The sequence below is a fragment of the Pantoea sp. UBA7232 genome, assembly GCF_002473195.1.
In the GTDB taxonomy this organism is placed as follows: domain Bacteria; phylum Pseudomonadota; class Gammaproteobacteria; order Enterobacterales; family Enterobacteriaceae; genus Pantoea; species Pantoea eucrina.
In genome coordinates this window covers 128,331-149,240 of sequence record NZ_DKTK01000018.1, presented here as the reverse complement: position 1 = coordinate 149,240, position 20,910 = coordinate 128,331, and the positions used below count along the sequence as shown (strand labels likewise).

The following is a 20,910-nucleotide window of genomic DNA, read 5'->3' as shown; positions in this document are numbered from 1 at the left end:
TCACTCAATGACCACAGCTGCTATGACGACATTGACAACGCCTTTTCCGACCCGTACGCCTGTTTCACTGATCCTCTCCGTGGTACTGCACGGGTCCGTTATTGCCGGCATTCTCTATGCCTCGTGGCATCAGTCCCGTGAGCTGCCTGCCGCGTCTCAGCCTATCGCCATCACCATGGTCGCGCCTGAGGTGCAGCCGGAACCTGCGCCGGCTGTGGTAGCACCGGCACCGCAACCTGAGCCTGAACCCGAGCCGCAGGCTGCCCCGGAGCCGCCAAAAACGGAGCCGGTTCCTATTGCAAAACCGGAGCCAAAGCCGAAGCCGAAACCTAAGCCGAAGCCAAAACCAAAAGCAGAAAAAAAACCGGCGCCAGCCCCCCGTCAGCCGGCACCGGACCGGGCCGATCCGTTCAGGCAGGAGACCGCAGCAGCTCAGCCCCGTCCCGCCACTGCACCAAAAGCGGCCACTGCTCCGGCACCGGTTAAAGCGAGCGGACCGAAAGCGCTCAGCATCAGCAAACCAGCCTATCCGGCACGCGCGGCCGCGCTGCGTATTGAGGGTAATGTACGGGTGAAATTTGATGTCGACAGTGACGGCCGGGTTGGCAATGTCACTATTCTTTCGGCACAGCCGCGCAATATGTTCGAGCGCAGCGTCAGGGATCAGGTTAAAAAGTGGCGCTACCAGCCGGGCCAGCCGGGCCAGGGCATCACCATGAATATTGTTTTCCGTATTAACGGCGGCGCGAAGATCGAGTAGGGCGCAGAGCAGAGCGGCCGAAAAAGCCGCTCTGCTTTTCATCACTCAGTGGCTGCGGTTAGCGCGATCTGCCGGCAGCGGACGCGACTTGCCGCTGTTGTCTACTGCGACGTAAACGAACACCGCTTCGGTGGCGCAGTAGGTCTGGCCTATCGGCTCAGATGAAACCTTTTTAATCCACACCTCAACGTTGATAGTCATTGAGCTGTTTCCGGTGCGCAGGCAGTGCGCATGGCAGCTGACCACATCGCCTACCGCGACCGGCTTCAGAAAACTCATGCCGTCGACCCGAACCGTGACCACGCGACCTTCAGCGATCTCTTTTGCCAGAATTGCACCGCCCATGTCCATCTGCGACATCAGCCAGCCGCCAAAAATATCGCCGTTGGCATTGGTGTCGGCTGGCATAGCCAGCGTACGCAAAACCATTTCGCCCGTGGGCTGCTTATGCTTCTCGTTCATTGCTCAGTTCTTCTGCAGGTGAAAAAAAGCCCGGCTGGCCGGGCGATGGAAAGACTATTTTGATTCCTGCTGGGGCATCTGCCGCCAGATGTAGAGCCCGCTCAGCAGGGTAAACAGCAGCGTCAGCCCTGTCAGGCCAAACACTTTAAAGTTCACCCATACCGGCTGTGGCAACCAGAACGCAACATAGATGTTGGCAAGGCCGCACAGCAGAAAGAACAGCGCCCAGGCGATGTTGAGCCGGCGCCAGACCGTGGCAGGCAGCTGCAGCTCTTTTCCCAGCATGGTCTGGATCAGGGGCTGCTGCATGAACCACTGGCTGTAGAGCAGTGCGAGCGCAAACAGCGAATAGATTACGGTGACCTTCCACTTGATGAATTCATCATTATGAAACACCAGCGTCAGGGTGCCGAACACCGCCACCAGGACAAAGGTAAACAGGGTCATCTTTTCCAGCTTGCGATAGAGCACCCAGCTCACTACCAGCGCCAGGCCGGTAGCCACCACCAGCGCGCCCGATGCAACGTAGATGTCGTAGAGTTTGTAAAAAACAAAGAAAACGACCAGGGGGAGAAAGTCGAGTAACTGCTTCATAACGTTTCCAGTCCGGACAGTAGCCTGTGGTTATAGCGCTCAGCGGAGCGCCGTAACCCTTAACGTAACAGCATATAGAGCCGATACAAATAAATAATCAAAACGGCAGAAACCAGATTGCCCAGCGCGTTAAGCACCACGGAGGCAATATTGGCGGGCAATACCGTCAGCGAAGAGAAAAAGAACATCAGAATAATTTTTGCCAGCAGCCACAGCAGAATAGCGGGTGCAATCAGGCGAATATTTTTCCACGCCAGGCGCAGGCTGGCGCGCATGGCACCGATTACGCCCATTTTTTCACTGACCAGCATCACCGGCGCCAGAGAGAGCAAGATAGCGAGCACGATGCCAGGCACTATCAGCACCATAAAGCCAAGCTGCACCAGCAGCGTGATCAAAAAGGTCTGCAGCAGCAGCTTAGGCAGCAGCGGTGCAGCGGTACCGATAGCGCGCAGGGCACTGACGCGCTGACCGCTGGAGACCAGCGGGATCAGGCAAAGCATGCCGCCGAGCAGCAGCGTATTACCAATCAGCGCCGCCAGGGTTCCTGCTGCGGAAGCGCGCAGTAGTATACGCTGCTGATCCGGAGACATATTCTGTACCAGTTCAAACAGGGAGGATGCGCTGCTGTCACTCTGACTCAGCAGCGACAGCTGCTCATCATCAGGCGTTAACGCATGCCCGATAATCACGGTAATGAATGAGGTCAGCAGCGCCATCAGCATTATAGTGACCAGCTGATGGCGCAAAAAATTTCCTGTGTCACGGTATAACGAGCTTGCCGTGATAGACATGTACACTCCTTGAAAAAAACCGGGTTAATTAACCCGGCGATTGTACATGCTAAGCGGTCAGGCTGGCACCCGGAATACCATAACTTTCTGTCATGTCAGGTAAAGAAGGGTGAAAAAGGGCAGGTAATCCATGGCGGGCGCGGGCACGGTCGCAGGCTTCGTTAACGACGCCATTTTCCCCGGACATCGCAAATTCACGGCAGGGAGAGGGGCGCTGCTCATAGATACCGCAGGAGACGCAGCTACCGGGCTCGCCCTGCAGAGCAACGCAGCGCGGCGTGCGATCGCTGGTGCCGCGCATATTGCGCATCAGCAGGTTTAGCGGCTCGGTGAGTTCGGCTGGCACTGCGCCACCGGCATCATCGGCTTCAGCCCAGTAAAAGGAAACGCGAAAATAGGCGCAGCAGGCGCCACAGGTCATACAAGGGTTAGTTATATCGCTCATCTGATCGCCCGCCACTCCTGAGGCATCGAACCAAAATCACTCGGGATCAGCAAAGTAATCACGTTATGAAACTTCAGCAACCTGTTTTTGATCTTTTTTCGCGCTGGCAAATTTGATCTGTGTCAATTCATTGTTAACTAAGCATTTGTTCTGCCAGCCAGTTAATGAAATCTGCGCTGAAAACCGTTACATCTGTGCCGCGAAAAATTTTAATTCAGGCAAAGGAGTGATGATGAAACTGGCAAAATGCGCACTGTTCCTGGCGATGGCGATACCACAGCTGGCGCTGGCTCATCAGGCGGGTGACTTTTTTATGCGCGCCGGTACGGCAACGGTCCGTCCGACAGAGGGGTCAGATAATGTGCTGAACATGGGTGAATTCAGCGTCGATAATGATACGCAGCTGGGGCTGACATTCACCTGGATGGCAACCGACCATATCGGAATTGAGCTGCTGGCTGCCACACCGTTTCGTCATAAAGTCGGTCTTGGTCCGACCGGTAACCTGGCCACGGTGCGTCAGCTGCCGCCCACGCTGATGGCGCAATACTATTTCCTCGACAGTAACAGCGCGGTACGTCCTTATGCGGGCGTTGGCATCAATTACACCACCTTTTTTGACGCAAAGCTGAATCAGACAGCCAGGGATGCACAGCTCAGCGATCTGAGCGTTAAAGACTCCTGGGGCATTGCGGGTCAGGTGGGGCTCGATTATCAGATTAACCGTGACTGGATGCTGAATGCTTCGCTGTGGTACATGGATATTGATACTGAAGTGAAATTCAGACATCAGGGCGTACAGCAGAATATTAATACGCGTATCGATCCGTTTGTCTTTTTCTTTGGTGCAGGCTATCGCTTCTGAGGCAGAAGAAGGGCGACCTGCCGGCCGCCCTTTTGGTATTACTTGATCTGCATATTATTAACAACAGACTTCACGCCTGCCACGCTGCGCGTAACGGAAACGGCGCGGTTAGCCATCTGTGGCGAGCTGACAAACCCGCTCAGCTGAACCTTACCTTTGAACGTTTCAACATTGATTTCTGTAGATTTCAGCGCTTCATCATTCAGCAGCTGCGCTTTTACTTTCGTGGTGATGACGGTGTCATCAATATAACCGCCGGTGCCTTCTTTGGTTGGCGTTGGCGCACAGGCGCTCAGTGTCAGTGCCACAAATGCAGCCATAAAAATTCCCGCAACGACCTTGAACAATTTCATTTGGTTATCTCCCTGTCATAGATGGATTCACACCGTAACGCAACGGCGCATTTAAGTGTGGGTCGGCCCTGAATAATCGGCAACCTGCTGGCAGAGAAAAAGTGAAAAAAGCTGGCGCTCAGGCAGAAAGGATGGGGGTGGCGGAAAAAAGAGTGTGGCCCCGTCGGAGTGACGGAGCCACAGCGATTAGCGGGTGGCCGCTTTCAGGCCGCTGACAAAGGCTTTCAGCTCACGCAGCAGCGTTGCCGGGTCGCGCTGATTTTTCTCAATGATGCGTACAATGGCGGAACCGGAGATCGCTCCCGCTGCGCCTGCAGCAATCGCTTCACGTACCTGCTCCGGCTCGGAGATGCCGAACCCCTGCAGGGCAGGCGGCGCCTGAAACTCACGCAGTTTATCAATCAGATGGTGAAGCGGCTGACTGGCGCGGTTTTCAGCACCGGTCACCCCTGCGCGCGACAGCAGATAAGTGTAACCGCGGCCATGCTGAGCCAGTTCACGCAGCAGGTCATCGCTGGCATTAGGCGGGCAGATAAAAATCGGCGCAATGTTGTGACGCAGCGCAGCCTGGCGGAAGGGAGCTGACTCTTCAACTGGCACATCAGCGACCAGTACCGAGTCGACGCCCGCGGCGGCACACTGCGCATAGAACGTATCGATGCCGCGGCTGAACACCAGATTAGCGTACATCAGTAAACCAATGGGCAGATCGGGGTATTTCTGCCGCACTACCTGCAGCATTTCAAAGCATTGCGCCACCGTGGTGCCGGCCGCAAAAGCCCGCAGCGTGGCGCTCTGAATGGTGGGTCCATCTGCCAGCGGATCGGAGAAAGGGATCCCCAGCTCCAGCGCATCAGCGCCGCCTTCAACCAGCGTATCAATAATCTGCAGTGAGAGCTCCGGAGAGGGATCGCCCAGCGTAACAAAAGGGACAAACGCGCCTTCCTGACGCGCTGACAGGCGTGAAAACAGCTGATTATAACGCTCCATCAAATCTCTCCTTTCGCTTTAAGCAGATCGTGAACCGTGAAAATATCTTTATCGCCGCGACCGGAAAGGTTAACCACCAGCAGCTGCTCTTTTTCCGGATTTGCCCGCATCATTTTCAGCGCATGGGCCAGCGCATGTGACGATTCCAGGGCCGGAATAATCCCTTCTGCGCGGCACAGCGCTTTAAACGCGTCGAGCGCTTCATCATCGGTAATGGAGACATACTCTGCGCGCCCGATGCTGTTCAGATGCGCGTGCTGCGGACCAACTGACGGAAAGTCGAGGCCGGCGGAGATAGAATAAGACTCTTCAATCTGGCCCTCTTCGGTCTGCATCATTGGGGCTTTCATACCAAAATAGATACCAACCCGGCCGTGCTTCAGTGGCGCGCCGTGCTCGCCGCTTTCAATACCGTGGCCAGCGGGTTCAATACCAATCAGGCCCACGCTGCTCTCTTCAATGAAATCAGCAAACATGCCAATCGCATTGGAGCCGCCGCCTACGCACGCCAGCACGGCATCGGGCAGGCGGCCTTCCGCTTCGAGGATCTGCGCTTTGGTCTCTTCGCCGATCATACGCTGGAATTCGCGCACGATGGTCGGGAAGGGGTGCGGACCTGCTGCGGTTCCCAGCATATAGTGTGCGGTCTCATAGCTGCCTGACCAGTCGCGCAGCGCCTCGTTACAGGCATCTTTCAGCGTAGCTGAGCCGCTGTGAACCGGGATCACTTCCGCGCCCATCAACCGCATCCGGAACACATTGGGAGACTGACGCTCAACATCTTTCGCCCCCATATAAATACGGCACTTCATGCCGAGCAGCGCGCAGGCGAGCGCGGAGGCGACACCATGCTGGCCGGCGCCGGTTTCCGCAATGATCTCATTTTTCCCCATTCGCTTTGCCAGCAGCGCCTGACCCAGTACCTGATTGGTTTTATGCGCGCCGCCATGCAGCAGATCTTCGCGCTTCAGATAGAGGCGGGTTTTCGTCCCCTGAGTCAGATTACGGCACAGGGTCAGCGCCGTCGGACGACCAGCGTAATTTTTCAGCAGATCGGTAAACTCCTGCTGAAACTCAGGATCGCGCTGCGCTTCAACAAAAGCAGCTTCCAGCTGGCGCAGAGCCGGCATCAGGATTTGCGGAACGTACTGGCCGCCAAATTCACCAAAATAGGGATTCAATAACGTCGACATAATTGATCTTTCCTCAACGGCCCGCACTGGCGGGCCAGCAACATTAGTAAGCGCGTAATGTGGTAAATACCGCAGCAATTTTGCCGGCATCTTTTATGCCAGGGGCGGACTCCACGCCGGAGTTAAAATCAAGACCAGCGCAGCCCAGCTGGGCTGCCGTCACGCAGTTATCAGCGGCGAGACCGCCAGCCAGCAGCACATTGTCCAGCGACTCTCCCTGCAGCAGCGACCAGTCAAACTGCTGCCCGCTGCCGCCCTGCCCATTATCAAACACGTAGCGATCAACGTGCGGCCAGTCGCGCGCCGGCAGGCTCTCTTTGACACTCAGCGCTTTCCAGATTTGTATCCGGGCCGGCAGCGCCTGACGCAGCGTGGCAACATAGTCGCGATCTTCGGCGCCATGCAACTGCACTGCTGCCAGATTCAGCTCTACCGCCAGCGTGACAACGTCACCAACCGGCGCATTACGAAACACGCCCACATAGCGCAGCGGCGCTGCAGCCATCACGCGGTGTGCCTGGACAGTATCGATTTTGCGCGGTGAGCCTTCAGCAAAAATCAGACCGCCATACAGGGCTCCCGCTTCACTGGCGGCGCGCGCCGCTTCCGGCTGCGTCAGGCCGCACACTTTATTATCACCCAGCAGCACGCGACGTACCGCAGCTGCCAGGTCAGCCTCTTCCATCAGCGCCGAGCCGATGAGAAAACCGTTAGCAAAGCGGCTCAGCTCACGCACCTGCGCATAATTATGAATACCGGATTCACTGATGACCGTGACGCCGTGACTGAGGCGCGGTGCCAGCTCGCGGGTGCGGTTAAGATCGATCGAAAGATCGCGCAGGTCGCGGTTGTTGATGCCCACCACCTGAGCGTCGAGGGCAATCGCCCGTTCCAGCTCCGCCTCATTGCTGACTTCGGTCAGGATGCCCATGTTCAGGCTGTGAGCCACTGCGGCGAGCTGCCGGTACTGTTCATCATCCAGTACGGAGAGCATCAGCAGGATGGCGTCCGCCTGGTAGTGGCGCGCCAGGTAGATCTGATAGGGGTCGATGATAAAATCTTTGCACAGCACGGGCTGGGTCACCGCCGCGCTGACAATCGGCAGAAAAGCGAAGTCACCCTGAAAATATTTCTCATCCGTCAGAACCGAAATGGCAGACGCGTGATGACGATAGACGGCGGCGATGGCGGCAGGATCGAAATCCTCGCGGATCACCCCTTTTGACGGTGACGCTTTTTTACACTCAAGGATAAAAACGGTGCGGGTGCCGCGCAGGGCGTCATAAAAAGAGCGCGTTGCCGGCTGCAGTTCCGGGTGGAATGTCTCCAGCGGCTGCTGCTGCTGACGCTCTGCTATCCAGATCGCCTTATCCTGCACAATTTTCTCTAATACGGTGCCTTTAATACTCATCTCATCCTCTCGCTGCCAGTGCAACCACGCGCTCATAAGCCTGTCCGCTGCGAATCGCGGCAATGGCCCGCTCCGCGTTGTCGCGCAGGTCTTCATGACCAAACACTTTCAGCAGCATCGCCACGTTAACGGCGACCGCCTGCTCATGCGCGGGCTCTCCTTTACCCTGAAGTAAACGGGTCAGAATGTCACGGTTTTCTTCCGGCGTCCCGCCCGCCAGCGCCTCTTTGTCATGCATGCCAAAACCAAAGTCATCCGGCGTCAGCTGATAGCAGGTAATTTCCCCTTCGCGCAGCTCAGCCACCTGCGTGGCGCTGTGCAGAGCGACCTCATCCATTCCGCCGCCGTGGACCACAGCGGCCCGCTGATAGCCGAGCACCTTCAGCGTTTGCGCGATGGGCAGCACCAGCTCCGGGCTGTACACGCCAATCACCGCCAGCGGCGGTCGGGCCGGATTGATCAGCGGGCCGAGCACGTTGAACAGCGTGCGCGATTTCAGCTGCTGACGCACCGGCATCGCGTGACGAAAGCCGGTATGGTACTGCGGCGCAAACAGGAAACAGACATTAAGATCGTCCAGCGCCTGGCGCGCCTGCTGCGCGGGCATGTCCAGATTAATACCAAACGCTGCCAGCAGATCGGAGGAGCCGGATTTGCTGGAGACGCTGCGATTACCATGTTTGGCCACTTTAAGGCCGCAGGTTGCGGCCACAAACGCGCTGGCGGTCGAGATATTAATGCTGTTACTGCCGTCGCCTCCGGTGCCGACGATATCAGCAAACGCATAGTCAGGACGCGGGAAAGGTTTGGCATCAGCCAGCAGCGCCGATGCGGCGCCGGCTATCTCCTGTGGCTGCTCGCCGCGCACTTTCATGGCAATCAGCGCTGCGGCCAGCTGAGTGGGCTCCAGCTGACCGGTAATAATGGCGCTGAACAGCTGGTGGCTCTCCGCCTGGCTCAGCGTTTGCGCCTGATACAGTTTTTCCAGAATAGTTTGCATCTTTATCTCCCTGTTACTGCGCCAGCGCCCAGGCCAGCGTCTGCTCAAGCAGGCGTGCGCCCTGGGTGGTGAGAATCGATTCAGGATGGAACTGAAAGCCGCAGACGCGATCGGCATCATGCCGCACGGCCATGACCATGCCGTTGTAGCTGGCGTTAACCGTCAGCTCAGCGGGCGTATTACTCCCCACCAGCGAGTGATAACGTGCCACCGGCAGCGGATTACTCAGGCCGCTGAACATCGCGCTGCCGTCATGCTCTACCGCAGACGCCTTACCATGCAGAATTTCACCCGCCTGGCCCACGTGGCCGCCATACGCTTCAACGATAGCCTGATGACCCAGACAGATACCGATAATGGGCAGCTGGCCGCGCAGCGCCTGCAGCAGGGCTGGCATACAGCCCGCATCAGCTGGCGCGCCAGGACCGGGTGACAGCATCAGCACCGGATTTTCCATCTGCTGCAGCCGCGCAATCAGCGTCTCAGCCGGCACGCTGTTGCGGTAGATCACTACGTTGTGACCAAAGCTGCGCAGCTGATCCACCAGGTTATAGGTAAACGAGTCGATATTATCGAGCAGCAGGATATCAGCCATCAGAACATCTCCTTGCAGTGGTGCGCGGTTGCGATAGCGCGCAGAACTGCGCGTGCTTTGTTGCGGCTTTCATCCGCTTCAGCCTGCGGGACAGAATCCAGCACCACGCCGGCACCCGCCTGCACGGTAGCCACACCTTCTTCGACCCAGGCGGAACGGATCACGATGCAGGTATCGAGATCGCCGGTCGCCGTGAAGTAGCCCACGGCACCGCCGTAACTGCCGCGCCGCGTGCCCTCTTTTTCAGCAATCAGCTGCATGGCGCGTACTTTAGGCGCGCCGCTCAGCGTGCCCATATTCATACAGGCGCGGTAGGCGTGCAGGACATCCAGATCGTCACGCAGCGTGCCGACCACGCGGGAGACCAGATGCATAACAAAAGAGTAGCGGTCAACTTTGGTCAGATCGGCAACGTAACGACTGCCGGGTTTGCAGATACGGGCAAGGTCGTTACGCGCCAGATCCACCAGCATCAGATGTTCGGCCAGCTCTTTATGATCGGTACGCATCTCCAGCTCGATACGGCTGTCGAGATCGCGATCCAGCGAGCCGTCGGCATGGCGGCCGCGCGGGCGGGTGCCGGCAATGGGGTAGATCTCAATCTGGCGCGACTGCGCGTCATACTTCAGCGAGCTTTCCGGTGAGGCACCAAACAGGGCGAATTCCCGATCCTGCATAAAGAACATATAGGGGCTGGGATTGCTGTTCTTCAGCGTTTCATAAGCGGCAAGCGGTGACGGGCAGGGTAGCGAGAAGCGGCGCGACGGCACGACCTGGAAAATTTCACCGATGCGGATAGCCTGCTGCAGCGACGCCACCACCTCGCAGTAAGCATCATCGCTCTGGCTGGTGCTGAGCGTCATCTGTTCCACGCGCTGCACCGGCAGGGCGGGCGCCGGCTGTGTCATCTGGCCGTGCAGCTGCTCAATACGGCTCTGCAGACGCTGAAACTCACTGGTTGACGGCGTAAACAGGCTCGCCTGCAGGCGGGCTGCACCCTGCTGGTGGTCGATAATCAGCAGCGTTTCCGCCAGATAGAAGCAGTAGTCGGGACAGCGCTGGTCGTTGCGCAGCGCCGGCAGCGCTTCAAAGCCGGCGACCAGGTCGTAAGCAAACAGTCCGCCCAGCAGCATCGCTTCACGCTCATCGGCAGGTGTATTAACCAGTTGCGGAATCAGACGCAGCGCATCAAACACCGAGAAGGCTTTTAGCCGCGAATCTTCATCCTGTACATCATTCGCCGTAGCAAAATGCAGCTCACGACCATCCGGACGAACGTCGATTTTTACGCTCTCAGGCAGAGCGGCATCCAGCAACGGCAGCAGGGCACGGCCATTTTCAGAGAGCGCCTGTAAAGACACGGTCTGACCAAGGGCGCTGATGCGCAGTGCGCTATCAACAATCAGCAGGCTTTTCAGATTTTTTTTGCTGTCGATGTCCGCAGACTCAAGCAGCAGAGTGGCCGGACGTGCGCCGCACAGTTGATGAAACACCGCGGCCGGATCTTCGCGATAGGGTGCGTTTCCGGTAATCAACTTCAATGTAGGTTTCGCATTTGCCATGATAATTTCTCTGAAATTCGCTCAAAAAAAAGCCCGCATGGTGGCGGGCTCAGGTATCTGCACAGCAATCAGGCTTGTGCACAATAACGCCACCCGTTACAGGAAGACGTACGCCAGCTATCTGTTAACCGCATTGCTACCTGACTCATGGCAGATACCCACTGTGTGTGAACTTGTGTACTAGTTAACTGGTTCGTGTGAAAAATGTCAATACCCTTTCTCAGTTAACAACAAAATCGCTATCATGCCCGCTGATTTTTAGCCGTGCTCCGGAGTTACTTTGTCAGATATCAGCCGTTTCCCGCTTTACGATCTTCACAGCCATACCCGCGCCTCCGATGGATTGCTGACCCCAGCGGCCCTGGTTCAGCGCGCGGTTGATAAGCAAGTTGGCGTGCTGGCCATTACCGATCACGATACGGTCGCGGGCGTTGCTGAGGCGCAGGCGTTTGCACAGGAGCAGAAACTGCCGATAAAAGTGCTGGCCGGTCTGGAAGCGTCCACGCTGTGGGAAAATCACGAAATTCATATCGCAGGCCTGAATATCGATTGCGATCATCCGGCACTTAAGGCCTTTCTGGCAGCGCAGCACCAGTGTCGTTATGAGCGGGCGCTGCAGATTGCTGAACGGCTGGAGCGGGCCCGCATCCCCGACGCACTGGCGGGCGCACAGCGGCTGGCACAGGGTGGGGTGATTACGCGCGGTCATTTTGCCCGTTATCTGATTGAACAGGGTAAAGCTGAGAATATGGCCCAGGTGTTCAAACACTATCTGGCGCGTGGCAAAACCGGCTATGTGCCACCACAATGGTGTACAATTGAACAAGCTATTGAAGCTATTCATCATTCCGGCGGCGTCGCGGTGCTGGCGCATCCGGGACGCTACGGCCTGTCGGCAAAATGGCTGAAGCGGCTGATTGCCTTTTTCGCACAAGCGGGAGGCGACGCGATCGAGGTGGCGCAGTGTCAGCAGCCGCCTAACGAACGCACCCAGCTGGCAGGCTATGCGCGCGATAATCAACTGGCAGCATCGCAGGGGTCCGACTTTCACCAACCCTGTCCCTGGATTGAGCTGGGGCGTAAACTCTGGCTGCCGGGTGGCGTTGAACCCGTCTGGGAACGCTTTCCCGCTCTGGCCCCCGCTTCAACTGCCTGAGACAGATGACAAGAGGTTTTTATGAGTCAACGTTTTCACATTCATCCTGATAACCCGCAGCCGCGCCTGATTAATCAGGCGGTGGATTATCTCAATAAAGGCAGCGTCATTGTCTATCCCACCGACTCCGGCTATGCGCTGGGGTGCCGGCTGGAAGAAAAAAACGCGATGGAACGTATCTGCCGTATCCGTCAGCTGGATGGTAACCACAACTTTACGCTGATGTGTCGCGACCTCTCAGAGCTTTCGGTTTACTCTCAGGTCGACAACTCAGCCTTTCGTATCCTGAAAAACAACACCCCAGGTAATTACACTTTTATTCTCAAGGCGACGAAAGAGGTGCCGCGCCGCCTGATGAATGACAAACGCAAAACCATCGGGCTGCGCGTGCCTTCGCATCCGGTTGCGCTGGCGCTGCTTGAGCGACTGAATGAGCCGATGATGTCGACATCACTGATGCTGCCCGGTAATGACTTTACGGAATCCGATCCGGAAGAGATCCAGCACAGCATCGGAAAACTGGTCGATCTGATCCTCGATGGCGGCACGCTGGGGCAACAGCCGACGACGGTTGTCGACCTGACGGAAGACACGCCGGTCGTGGTGCGCGCAGGTGCCGGAGATACGCGGCCATTTAGCTAATCGCCCGGCCAGGCCAGGTGTCGCTACGTGACAGGCGCCTGGCTGAGATTGCGCTCAAGCCAGCGCTTAAAATCGCCATAGGGAATATAGAGTGACACATCTTTAAGGATCACTTTTCTGCTACGTCTGTTCGCAATTTCATGACTGTATCCCACAATCACTCCGGCAATGGTTTCATCACTGTTATAGACCGCGCCGCCTGACATTCCCTGAGTCACACCCGCATTAGATGCCATTGCCATACAGGGTTTTTTATTCCAGCGATTAGTAATAGCCGTGCGCGCCAAATTAACGCCGCTCGATTCAACCGGCATGGCAGAAATAAAACTGTAGCCATACATTTTAATCGCTTCTCCGGGCGCGCTGGTACGAAACCTGGCCAGCGTATCAGGACTATTTTTATGATAAATAATCGCAACGTCGCAATAAGGATGATAGGCCTTAACGCGCTGCACAGACGTTTTAGCAACGTGCGCCGCTGTCAGGCTGTACTCCGGCGTAAGGGGAATAGTTGTACCGAGAACACCCAAACCCAGCACTGTCGGCACGCCTGTTACGCTCATATCAACATGTTCAAGCGCCGCTTTGCTGTATTCAGTCTGTCCAACGGAACAACCGGTCAGCGCCAGCGCGAACAGCGCCGGGCAAAGTACGGTTATTTTCATTGTTACGATCTTCTTTAAGGCGCGTCAGTAACATCCCTGGTGAGGAGAGCAGACACGCTAATTAATTATGTCAGCCTGTACGGGCATATAGACGGGATATTTTCCGTTAAAACAGCCGTCATGCAGAGTGACGTTAATAATTTGTTATAAATAGCTTTAGGCTTAATAAAATAATATTTCTTCGAATCTACATCTGGCCTGCTGCTTTATTTTACACCGCTTTTATTTATGCACAAATTCAGCGCGCTAATAGATGGCAATAAAACAGAATATAGAGCCTTAAACCAACCTGTAGCGCGGATCATACGCACAACCCACTCAGGGCGAGGTGAAATTTTGTTTTAAGCTGATTGGGTAGATGATTGTGTGGTTTTCGTAAGCGATAGCACTATTTTGCCGTGCAGCCGGGGCCTGAACGGTTTTAGCGGGTTCATTGCTTCAAAGCGATTTCCCCGGTCGGGCTCATCAGGCATCAATATAATACGAGCTTCTCTATCGCCAGGTCATTGACCAGGCTGTAAACAGGAGAGTGTCAGGGATAAAAACGCCTGTCGTCATGAACGGCAAAACCGGCAGAGGCGGGAAAACGCCGGCCGGCTATTATCGGCAGCAAAGTTAAAGGTGTTAACGCAACCTTAGCTGGTGTAAAATCGCAGGCCGTTTGCATCCGGTCAGATTGATGCGCAACGTTAACAGTTTCTGACAGAGGACGTGGTAATCCCGCTGTCTTACCCATTCTTACCACGACGCCTGGGAAGGCGACAACGAGGCAGCTCCATGAGCGAAAAATTACAGAAAGTATTAGCGCGCGCCGGTCACGGCTCGCGCCGCGAAATCGAAACCATGATTTCCGCCGGACGCGTCAGCGTAGATGGCAAACTGGCCACGCTGGGCGATCGCATTGAAAATGACAAAAGCCTGAAAATTCGTATTGATGGTCACCTGGTCTCTATTGCCGAGTCCACTACGGAAGTGTGCCGCGTGCTGGCTTATTACAAGCCGGAAGGGGAGCTTTGTACCCGTAACGATCCGGAAGGGCGCCCAACCGTGTTTGACCGCCTGCCGCGCCTGCGTGGATCGCGCTGGGTGGCAGTGGGTCGTCTGGACGTTAACACCTGCGGTCTGCTGCTGTTCACTACCGATGGGGAACTGGCTAACCGTCTGATGCATCCAAGTCGCGAAGTTGAACGCGAATATGCGGTGCGTGTTTTTGGCGAAGTGGGTGACGATAAAGTGCGTCTGCTGAGCAAGGGCGTTCAGCTGGAAGATGGCCCGGCTGCCTTTAAAACCATTAAGTTTGCTGGCGGTGAAGGGATCAATCAGTGGTACAACGTTACCCTTACCGAAGGACGCAACCGCGAAGTGCGTCGTTTATGGGAAGCGGTAGGCGTTCAGGTTAGCCGCCTGATGCGCGTGCGTTATGGTGATATTCAGCTGCCAAAAGGCCTGCCGCGCGGCGGCTGGATGGAGATGGAGCTGCCGGCGGTAAACTACCTGCGTAAGCTGGTGGGCATGCCGGAAGAGACCGTTACCAAAGTTGCCGTTGAGAAAGATCGCCGTCGCACCAAAGCGAATCAGATCCGCCGCGCAGTGAAGCGTCACAGCAGCGCCGGCAATACCACTCAGCGCCGCAGCAGCAAACGCGGCGCCTGATGGCTGTGTGCCGCTGCCCCGGCAGCGGCTACCAGTCAATTCCCTGTTGCGCCTGGATGCCGGCATCAAAGGCATGTTTTACCGGGCGCATCTCAGTCACGGTATCTGCCAGCTCCAGCAGGCGCCGGTGACAGCCGCGTCCGGTAATAATCACGCTTTGCGCAGACGGACGCTGTTGCAGAGCAAGCATCAGCGCCTCCAGATCCAGATAATCCATGCTCACCATATAGGTGATTTCATCAAGGATCACCAGGTCAACATCGCTATCAGCCAGCATGCGTTGTGCCTGCTCCCAGACCTGCTGGCAGGCGATCGTATCCGTGCTGCGGCTCTGGGTCTCCCAGGTAAATCCGGTGGCCATTACCTGAAACTCAACCCCGTGCTGCGCCAGCAGATTACGCTCGCCGTTGGGCCACTCCCCCTTAATGAACTGTACCACTGCCACCTTTTTTCCGTGGCCGCAGGCGCGCAGCGCCGTACCGAAAGCCGCCGTGGTTTTTCCCTTACCGTTACCGGTAAATACCATAACGATACCGCGATGTTCTGTCGCCGCAGCGATGCGCGCGTCAACCTGCTCTTTCAGGCGCTGCTGACGTTGCTGATGGCGATCGCTCATGCGCTGGCCGGACCCGCTTTACGTCCGGGCTGAGCATCGAAGCTCATGCCCGTTTTACGCCGGCTATCATCGCCCATCAGGTAGAGATAAAGCGGCATTAAATCGGCCGGAGTTTTCAGCAGGTTTGCATCCTCCTCCGGAAACGCGCTGGCGCGCATCTTCGTACGCGTGCCGCCGGGATTGATACAGTTTACGCGCAGGGCGTGGTTTTTATACTCATCGGCGAGCACCTGCATCATGCCTTCAGTGGCAAATTTAGAGACGGCGTAAGCGCCCCAGCCGGCGCGCCCGGTGCGGCCTACGCTGGAGGTAGTGAATACCAGCGATCCCGCCTCTGAGTTCAGCAACAGCGGCAGCAGAGCCTGCGTCAGATAAAAGGTGGCATCCAGGTTGATCTGCATCACCTCGCGCCAGAGGGCCGGCTCAAGATCGGCCAGCGGAACAATTTCACCCAGAATACCGGCGTTATGCAGCACGCCGTCCAGACGCGGCACGCGCTCAGCAATCTGCGCGGCCAGCTGCTGACATGATTCAGGCGTGGCGGTCGCGAGATCCAGCAGGTATGAGCTGGCGGGCTGCTTATTAAGCTGGTTAATCGCCGCTTCTGTCTGCTGCAGGGTAACGGCGTTACGTCCGAGCAGGATAACGCGGGCGCCGTAGCGGGCATAGGTCAGCGCCGCTTCCCGGCCAATGCCGTCTGATGCGCCGGTAACCAGAATAATGCGGTTTTCGAGTAGATCGCCTTTAGGCTGATAGTGCACAGCAATCTCCTTCAGTCAGTGGTAGAGGTTTATGGCTTTATGCCTGAATTCGCCAGCCGGTGCAATGCAACAGAGGAGCATTCTGTGCCGCCTGCGGGCTTTTCAGGCGACGAACCGGGTTAAAGCAGTTACACTCAGCTGTTAATTGTAATTCACTGTTTAATAAGGCGGCAGAATGGATTTTTTCTCCAGCTATGGGCTCTTCCTGGCCAAGGCTGTCACGGTAGTGATCGCCATTGCGGCCGTAGTATTTATCATACTGAATGCTGCGCTGCGCAAACGTCATCACGCCGGTCAGCTGCAGGTGACGCATCTGGATGATGAGTATCGTCAGATAAAAGAGGATCTGCAGCTGGCTAAAATGAAGCCGCAGGTACAAAAAGTCTGGCTGAAACAGCATAAAAAAGAAGAGAAGCTGAAAGCGAAAACAGAGAAGCGCAACGCAAAAAACGGCGTCACTGAAACCGCGAAGCCGGTACTCTATGTGCTTGGCTTTAAAGGCAGCATGGACGCGGGTGAAGTCGCCTCCCTGCGTGAAGAAGTATCCGCTGTACTGGCCGTAGCGCAACCGGGTGATGAAGTCCTGCTGCGGCTTGAAAGCCCGGGCGGGGTGGTGCATGGCTACGGTCTGGCAGCGTCGCAGCTGCAGCGCCTGCGCGACGCGGGTCTGCGCCTGACCGCCGCCGTAGATAAAGTGGCCGCCAGCGGCGGATATATGATGGCCTGTGTGGCAGATCGCATTGTCGCCGCGCCGTTCTCCATTATCGGTTCAATCGGCGTTGTGGCGCAGATCCCCAACTTCAACCGGCTGCTGAAGCGCAATGATATTGACGTGGAGCTGCATACTGCAGGCCAGTACAAACGTACCCTGACGCTGTTTGGTGAAAATACCGAAGAGGGGCGTGAGAAGTTCCAGCACGATCTGGATGAAACGCATCAGCTGTTTAAGGGCTTTGTGCAGCAAATGCGTCCGTCGCTGGATATGAACCGGGTAGCGACCGGCGAACACTGGTATGGGCAGCAGGCGCTTGAACTGGGTCTGATTGATGAAATCGGCACCAGTGATGCCCTGATTATCCGGCATATGGAGCGCTTCACCGTGCTGGGCGTACAGTATGCGCGTAAGAAAAAGATGATGGATCGTTTTACCGGCAGCGCCAGCCAGGCGGCAGAACGGCTGTTGCTAAAAATCTGGCAGCGTGGCGAAAAGCCTCTGCTGTAACAGAAACCCGGCTCCGGCCGGGTTTTTTATGCTTAGCAACGGGTGAGTCCCATTTACTTCGGCCGGGTTGTGAAATGAATTCCATTTTTGTCCCGAATTATCCGACTTTTTTTGACAGCGCATTTTCTCCTTCTATATTACCTGCCATTCTGTTGCCACTTATCCGTGTTCACGCCTGCAGCTGGCGCAAAATTAAACAGAGTGCTATTTAAGTTGCGTATCAGATTTTATCAGGTAGAGTGTGGGCGATTCAGCTTTCAGGGAGTTCACACCAGGATGTGTGATGATGTCAGGCGGAAAAAGTGTAGTTAATCATAAGGTTGCGCACACCGTTTTAAACTGAATAGTGGCAGTCCCCGCCAGCTTGAAAATCAGATTGCTGGCAGCAATATTAAACCCACTGGGTTTTGGGGCATTAATCCTCTCCCGTTTATCAGGACGTTTCAATCAGGTAAAGGTACATATGGGTAAAGCACTCGTTATCGTTGAGTCCCCGGCAAAGGCCAAAACAATCAATAAATACCTCGGTAATGACTACGTGGTGAAATCCAGCGTCGGTCATATCCGCGATTTGCCGACCAGTGGTTCAACGACCCGTAAAAGTACTGACGGTGAGAAGGTAAAAACCGGGAAAAAAGTTAAAAAAGATGAAAAGGCGGCGCTGGTCAACCGAATGGGTGTTGATCCGTGGCATGGCTGGGAAGCTGATTATCAGATCCTGCCAGGCAAAGAGAAGGTTGTGTCTGAACTTAAGAGCCTGGCCGCTGACGCCGATCATATCTATCTCGCAACCGACCTTGACCGCGAAGGAGAAGCCATTGCCTGGCACCTGCGTGAAGTCATTGGTGGCGACGACAAGCGTTTCAGCCGGGTGGTGTTTAATGAAATCACCAAAAATGCGATTCGCCAGGCGTTTGAAAAGCCGGGTGAACTGAATATCGAGCGGGTTAATGCCCAGCAGGCGCGCCGTTTTATGGATCGCGTTGTGGGGTATATGGTTTCGCCTCTGCTGTGGAAAAAGATCGCCCGCGGTCTCTCTGCCGGACGCGTTCAGTCGGTAGCGGTACGTCTGGTGGTTGAGCGCGAGCGCGAAATCAAAGCGTTTGTGCCAGAAGAGTACTGGGAGATCGACGCAGATTTTGCTACGCCAAAAGGCGATGCGCTGGCGATGCAGGTGACGCATCAGGGCGACAAAGCGTTTCGTCCGGTTAACCGCGAGCAGACGCACGCGGCGGTCGCGATACTGGAAAAAGCGCGTTATGAAGTGCTGGATCGTGAAGATAAACCGACCAGCAGCAAACCTTCTGCACCTTTTATTACCTCAACGCTGCAGCAGGCTGCGAGCACACGTCTCGGCTTTGGCGTGAAGAAAACCATGATGATGGCGCAGCGGCTTTATGAAGCGGGTCACATTACCTACATGCGTACTGACTCCACGAACCTGAGCCAGGATGCAGTGGCCATGGCGCGCGACTATGTCGCCAGCGAGTTCGGCAAAAAATACCTGCCGGAAGCGCCGGTGACCTATACCAGCAAAGATAATTCGCAGGAAGCGCACGAAGCGATTCGCCCGTCAGATGTCAACGTAAGCGCTGAGCAGCTGAAAGATATGGAAGCGGATGCGCAAAAACTTTACCAGCTTATCTGGCGCCAGTTTGTGGCGTGTCAGATGGTCCCGGCTAAATATGACTCCACCACGCTGACCGTAGGCGCAGCCGAATTCAGGCTCAAGGCAAAAGGCCGCACGCTGCGTTTTGATGGCTGGACGCGCGTTATGCCGGCGCTGCGTAAAAACGATGAAGACAGGACGCTGCCGCCAGTAGCGGTAGGGGAAATACTAGATCTGACTGCGCTGCAGCCGAGCCAGCATTTTACCAAGCCTCCGGCGCGATTCAGCGAGGCGTCGCTGGTGCGCGAGCTGGAGAAGCGCGGTATTGGCCGTCCCTCAACCTACGCGTCTATTATTTCCACTATCCAGGATCGTGGTTATGTACGCGTTGAGAACCGTCGTTTTTATGCTGAGAAGATGGGTGAGATCGTCACCGACCGGCTGGAAGAAAATTTCCGCGAGCTGATGAATTACGATTTCACCGCTCATATGGAAAACAGCCTCGATCAGGTAGCCAACAATCAGGCGCAGTGGAAAGGCGTTCTCGACTCCTTCTTCAGTGACTTCAGCCAGCAGCTGGAGCAGGCTGAAAAAGATCCGGAAGAGGGCGGCATGCAGCCGAATCAGATGGTGCTGACCTCAATCGACTGCCCGACATGCGGTCGCAAAATGGGCATTCGTACGGCCAGCACCGGCGTATTCCTCGGCTGTTCGGGCTACGCCCTGCCGCCAAAAGAGCGCTGCAAGCAGACCATCAATCTGATCCCGGAAAACGAAGTGCTGAACGTGCTGGAGGGTGACGACGCGGAAACCAACGCGTTACGTGCCCGCCGCCGCTGCGTTAAGTGCGGCACCGCGATGGACAGCTATCTGATCGATAACAGCCGCAAGCTGCACGTCTGTGGTAACAATCCAGAGTGCGATGGCTATGAAATTGAGCAGGGCGAGTTTCGCATCAAGGGCTATGATGGCCCTATAGTCGAGTGCGAGAAATGCGGGTCGGAAATGCACCTTAAAATGGGACGCTTTGGCAAGTATATGGCGTGTACCAACGAAGAGTGTAAAAACACCCGTAAAATCCTGCGCAATGGCGAAGTCGCGCCGCCGAAAGAGGATCCGGTACCGCTGCCTGAGCTGCCGTGCGAGAAGTCAGATGCCTATTTTGTGCTGCGTGACGGAGCAGCCGGCGTCTTCCTTGCGGCTAATACGTTCCCGAAATCGCGCGAGACCCGCGCGCCGCTGGTGGAAGAGCTGAAGCGCTTCGCTGACCGTCTGCCGGAAAAGCTTAAATATCTGGCAGAGGCACCGGCAGCCGATCCGGAAGGAAATAAAACCCTGGTGCGTTTTAGCCGCAAGACAAAACAGCAGTACGTTTCGTCTGAAAAAGAGGGTAAAGCAACTGGCTGGTCAATGTTCTATATTGACGGTAAATGGCAGGAAGCGAAAAAATAACTCTCCGGGGCTGGCATCTGCCAGCCCCGTTTACTTTCCCCGCCTTATAACCTAACGTTCTTTATTCGGTTAAAAACTGATATAGTTGTTATAGTTTTTCTATTCTCAAT

The 20,910-nt window shown here is 55.9% G+C and carries 19 protein-coding genes and 1 pseudogene; 7 read left to right on the top strand and 13 right to left on the bottom strand.

The features are described 5' to 3' along the window. Nucleotides 1–22 precede the first annotated feature (22 nt). Complete coding sequence (locus tag B4056_RS15170; RefSeq protein WP_150034364.1) at nucleotides 23–760, top strand: energy transducer TonB; 738 nt, start codon at nucleotides 23–25, stop codon at nucleotides 758–760. 45 nt (nucleotides 761–805) lie between these two features. Here B4056_RS15170 and yciA read toward each other — a convergent pair whose 3' ends face one another. From yciA to B4056_RS15150, 4 genes are read right to left on the bottom strand one after another with little or no spacing between them, the layout of a single operon-like run. Beyond that, nucleotides 806–1,222, bottom strand: a complete 417-nt coding sequence (gene yciA, locus B4056_RS15165) for an acyl-CoA thioester hydrolase YciA (RefSeq protein ID WP_039384631.1) — start codon at nucleotides 1,220–1,222, stop codon at nucleotides 806–808. 54 nt (nucleotides 1,223–1,276) lie between these two features. Continuing rightward, on the bottom strand, nucleotides 1,277–1,816 hold the full coding sequence (locus B4056_RS15160) for a septation protein A (RefSeq protein ID WP_039384629.1): 540 nt from the start codon (nucleotides 1,814–1,816) through the stop codon (nucleotides 1,277–1,279). 59 nt (nucleotides 1,817–1,875) lie between these two features. Further along, on the bottom strand, nucleotides 1,876–2,610 hold the full coding sequence (locus B4056_RS15155) for a YciC family protein (RefSeq protein WP_094110952.1): 735 nt from the start codon (nucleotides 2,608–2,610) through the stop codon (nucleotides 1,876–1,878). A gap of 49 nt (nucleotides 2,611–2,659) precedes the next feature. After that, nucleotides 2,660–3,055, bottom strand: coding sequence for a YkgJ family cysteine cluster protein (locus tag B4056_RS15150; protein ID WP_094110951.1), 396 nt, complete (start codon nucleotides 3,053–3,055; stop codon nucleotides 2,660–2,662). Nucleotides 3,056–3,287: 232 nt separating this feature from the next. Between B4056_RS15150 and ompW the strand changes: the two genes are divergently transcribed. Then, nucleotides 3,288–3,920, top strand: a complete 633-nt coding sequence (ompW, locus tag B4056_RS15145) for an outer membrane protein OmpW (RefSeq protein ID WP_039384618.1) — start codon at nucleotides 3,288–3,290, stop codon at nucleotides 3,918–3,920. Between the two features lie 38 nt (nucleotides 3,921–3,958). Here ompW and B4056_RS15140 read toward each other — a convergent pair whose 3' ends face one another. The 6 genes and pseudogenes from B4056_RS15140 to B4056_RS15115 form a co-directional block, all read right to left on the bottom strand. After that, nucleotides 3,959–4,273, bottom strand: coding sequence for a BON domain-containing protein (locus tag B4056_RS15140; RefSeq protein ID WP_039384615.1), 315 nt, complete (start codon nucleotides 4,271–4,273; stop codon nucleotides 3,959–3,961). Nucleotides 4,274–4,459: 186 nt separating this feature from the next. Next, nucleotides 4,460–5,263 carry a tryptophan synthase subunit alpha gene (gene trpA, locus B4056_RS15135; protein WP_039384612.1) on the bottom strand — a complete coding sequence of 268 codons (804 nt, stop codon included), beginning with the start codon at nucleotides 5,261–5,263 and terminating at the stop codon, nucleotides 4,460–4,462. After that, the gene (gene trpB, locus B4056_RS15130) at nucleotides 5,263–6,456 is read right to left on the bottom strand and encodes a tryptophan synthase subunit beta (RefSeq protein WP_094110949.1); all 1,194 of its coding nucleotides are present in this window, start codon (nucleotides 6,454–6,456) and stop codon (nucleotides 5,263–5,265) included. Before trpB ends, trpA begins: the two co-directional genes overlap by 1 nt. 43 nt (nucleotides 6,457–6,499) lie before the next feature. Next, the gene (trpCF, locus tag B4056_RS15125) at nucleotides 6,500–7,861 is read right to left on the bottom strand and encodes a bifunctional indole-3-glycerol-phosphate synthase TrpC/phosphoribosylanthranilate isomerase TrpF (protein ID WP_190289142.1); all 1,362 of its coding nucleotides are present in this window, start codon (nucleotides 7,859–7,861) and stop codon (nucleotides 6,500–6,502) included. Between the two features lie 7 nt (nucleotides 7,862–7,868). Continuing rightward, a pseudogene (gene trpD, locus B4056_RS15120) lies at nucleotides 7,869–9,462 on the bottom strand (bifunctional anthranilate synthase glutamate amidotransferase component TrpG/anthranilate phosphoribosyltransferase TrpD). Further along, on the bottom strand, nucleotides 9,462–11,024 hold the full coding sequence (locus tag B4056_RS15115) for an anthranilate synthase component 1 (RefSeq protein ID WP_094110947.1): 1,563 nt from the start codon (nucleotides 11,022–11,024) through the stop codon (nucleotides 9,462–9,464). Before B4056_RS15115 ends, trpD begins: the two are co-directional and overlap by 1 nt. Before the next feature lie 280 nt (nucleotides 11,025–11,304). Here B4056_RS15115 and rnm point away from each other — a divergent pair, with 280 nt between their 5' ends. Both rnm and B4056_RS15105 read left to right on the top strand, forming a co-directional pair. Continuing rightward, nucleotides 11,305–12,180: an RNase RNM gene (gene rnm, locus B4056_RS15110; RefSeq protein WP_039384594.1), complete on the top strand. Its 876-nt coding sequence runs from the start codon at nucleotides 11,305–11,307 to the stop codon at nucleotides 12,178–12,180. Nucleotides 12,181–12,201: 21 nt separating this feature from the next. After that, nucleotides 12,202–12,822 (top strand): L-threonylcarbamoyladenylate synthase, encoded by a 621-nt coding sequence (locus B4056_RS15105; protein ID WP_039384591.1) that lies wholly within the window; start codon nucleotides 12,202–12,204, stop codon nucleotides 12,820–12,822. A gap of 23 nt (nucleotides 12,823–12,845) precedes the next feature. On the opposite strand, the gene B4056_RS15100 is transcribed toward B4056_RS15105, so the two are convergent. After that, nucleotides 12,846–13,487, bottom strand: coding sequence for a hypothetical protein (locus tag B4056_RS15100; protein ID WP_039384588.1), 642 nt, complete (start codon nucleotides 13,485–13,487; stop codon nucleotides 12,846–12,848). Nucleotides 13,488–14,264: 777 nt separating this feature from the next. Here B4056_RS15100 and rluB point away from each other — a divergent pair. Continuing rightward, nucleotides 14,265–15,140, top strand: a complete 876-nt coding sequence (gene rluB / locus B4056_RS15095) for a 23S rRNA pseudouridine(2605) synthase RluB (RefSeq protein WP_071668861.1) — start codon at nucleotides 14,265–14,267, stop codon at nucleotides 15,138–15,140. A 28-nt stretch (nucleotides 15,141–15,168) separates the two neighbouring features. Here rluB and cobO read toward each other — a convergent pair whose 3' ends face one another. Further along, entirely contained in the window at nucleotides 15,169–15,756 is a 588-nt protein-coding gene (cobO, locus tag B4056_RS15090) for a cob(I)yrinic acid a,c-diamide adenosyltransferase (protein ID WP_094110946.1), read from the bottom strand. After that, a complete protein-coding gene (locus B4056_RS15085; RefSeq protein ID WP_094110945.1) occupies nucleotides 15,753–16,517 on the bottom strand; it encodes a YciK family oxidoreductase in 765 nt (254 codons plus the stop codon). Before B4056_RS15085 ends, cobO begins: the two co-directional genes overlap by 4 nt. Before the next feature lie 175 nt (nucleotides 16,518–16,692). On the opposite strand from B4056_RS15085, the gene sohB reads away from it, so the two are divergent. Beyond that, on the top strand, nucleotides 16,693–17,739 hold the full coding sequence (gene sohB, locus B4056_RS15080) for a protease SohB (RefSeq protein ID WP_039384581.1): 1,047 nt from the start codon (nucleotides 16,693–16,695) through the stop codon (nucleotides 17,737–17,739). A gap of 463 nt (nucleotides 17,740–18,202) precedes the next feature. Further along, complete coding sequence (gene topA / locus B4056_RS15075; RefSeq protein ID WP_039384579.1) at nucleotides 18,203–20,800, top strand: type I DNA topoisomerase; 2,598 nt, start codon at nucleotides 18,203–18,205, stop codon at nucleotides 20,798–20,800. The last annotated feature ends 110 nt before the right edge of the window (nucleotides 20,801–20,910 follow it).

Coding starts and splice junctions, on each gene's coding strand:
- B4056_RS15170 (WP_150034364.1), top strand. CDS start 23: ATGACGACATTGACAACGCCTTTTCCGACCCGTACGCCTGTTTCACTG.
- yciA (WP_039384631.1), bottom strand. CDS start 1,222: ATGAACGAGAAGCATAAGCAGCCCACGGGCGAAATGGTTTTGCGTACG.
- B4056_RS15160 (WP_039384629.1), bottom strand. CDS start 1,816: ATGAAGCAGTTACTCGACTTTCTCCCCCTGGTCGTTTTCTTTGTTTTT.
- B4056_RS15155 (WP_094110952.1), bottom strand. CDS start 2,610: ATGTCTATCACGGCAAGCTCGTTATACCGTGACACAGGAAATTTTTTG.
- B4056_RS15150 (WP_094110951.1), bottom strand. CDS start 3,055: ATGAGCGATATAACTAACCCTTGTATGACCTGTGGCGCCTGCTGCGCC.
- ompW (WP_039384618.1), top strand. CDS start 3,288: ATGAAACTGGCAAAATGCGCACTGTTCCTGGCGATGGCGATACCACAG.
- B4056_RS15140 (WP_039384615.1), bottom strand. CDS start 4,273: ATGAAATTGTTCAAGGTCGTTGCGGGAATTTTTATGGCTGCATTTGTG.
- trpA (WP_039384612.1), bottom strand. CDS start 5,263: ATGGAGCGTTATAATCAGCTGTTTTCACGCCTGTCAGCGCGTCAGGAA.
- trpB (WP_094110949.1), bottom strand. CDS start 6,456: ATGTCGACGTTATTGAATCCCTATTTTGGTGAATTTGGCGGCCAGTAC.
- B4056_RS15115 (WP_094110947.1), bottom strand. CDS start 11,024: ATGGCAAATGCGAAACCTACATTGAAGTTGATTACCGGAAACGCACCC.
- B4056_RS15105 (WP_039384591.1), top strand. CDS start 12,202: ATGAGTCAACGTTTTCACATTCATCCTGATAACCCGCAGCCGCGCCTG.
- B4056_RS15100 (WP_039384588.1), bottom strand. CDS start 13,487: ATGAAAATAACCGTACTTTGCCCGGCGCTGTTCGCGCTGGCGCTGACC.
- rluB (WP_071668861.1), top strand. CDS start 14,265: ATGAGCGAAAAATTACAGAAAGTATTAGCGCGCGCCGGTCACGGCTCG.
- cobO (WP_094110946.1), bottom strand. CDS start 15,756: ATGAGCGATCGCCATCAGCAACGTCAGCAGCGCCTGAAAGAGCAGGTT.
- sohB (WP_039384581.1), top strand. CDS start 16,693: ATGGATTTTTTCTCCAGCTATGGGCTCTTCCTGGCCAAGGCTGTCACG.
- topA (WP_039384579.1), top strand. CDS start 18,203: ATGGGTAAAGCACTCGTTATCGTTGAGTCCCCGGCAAAGGCCAAAACA.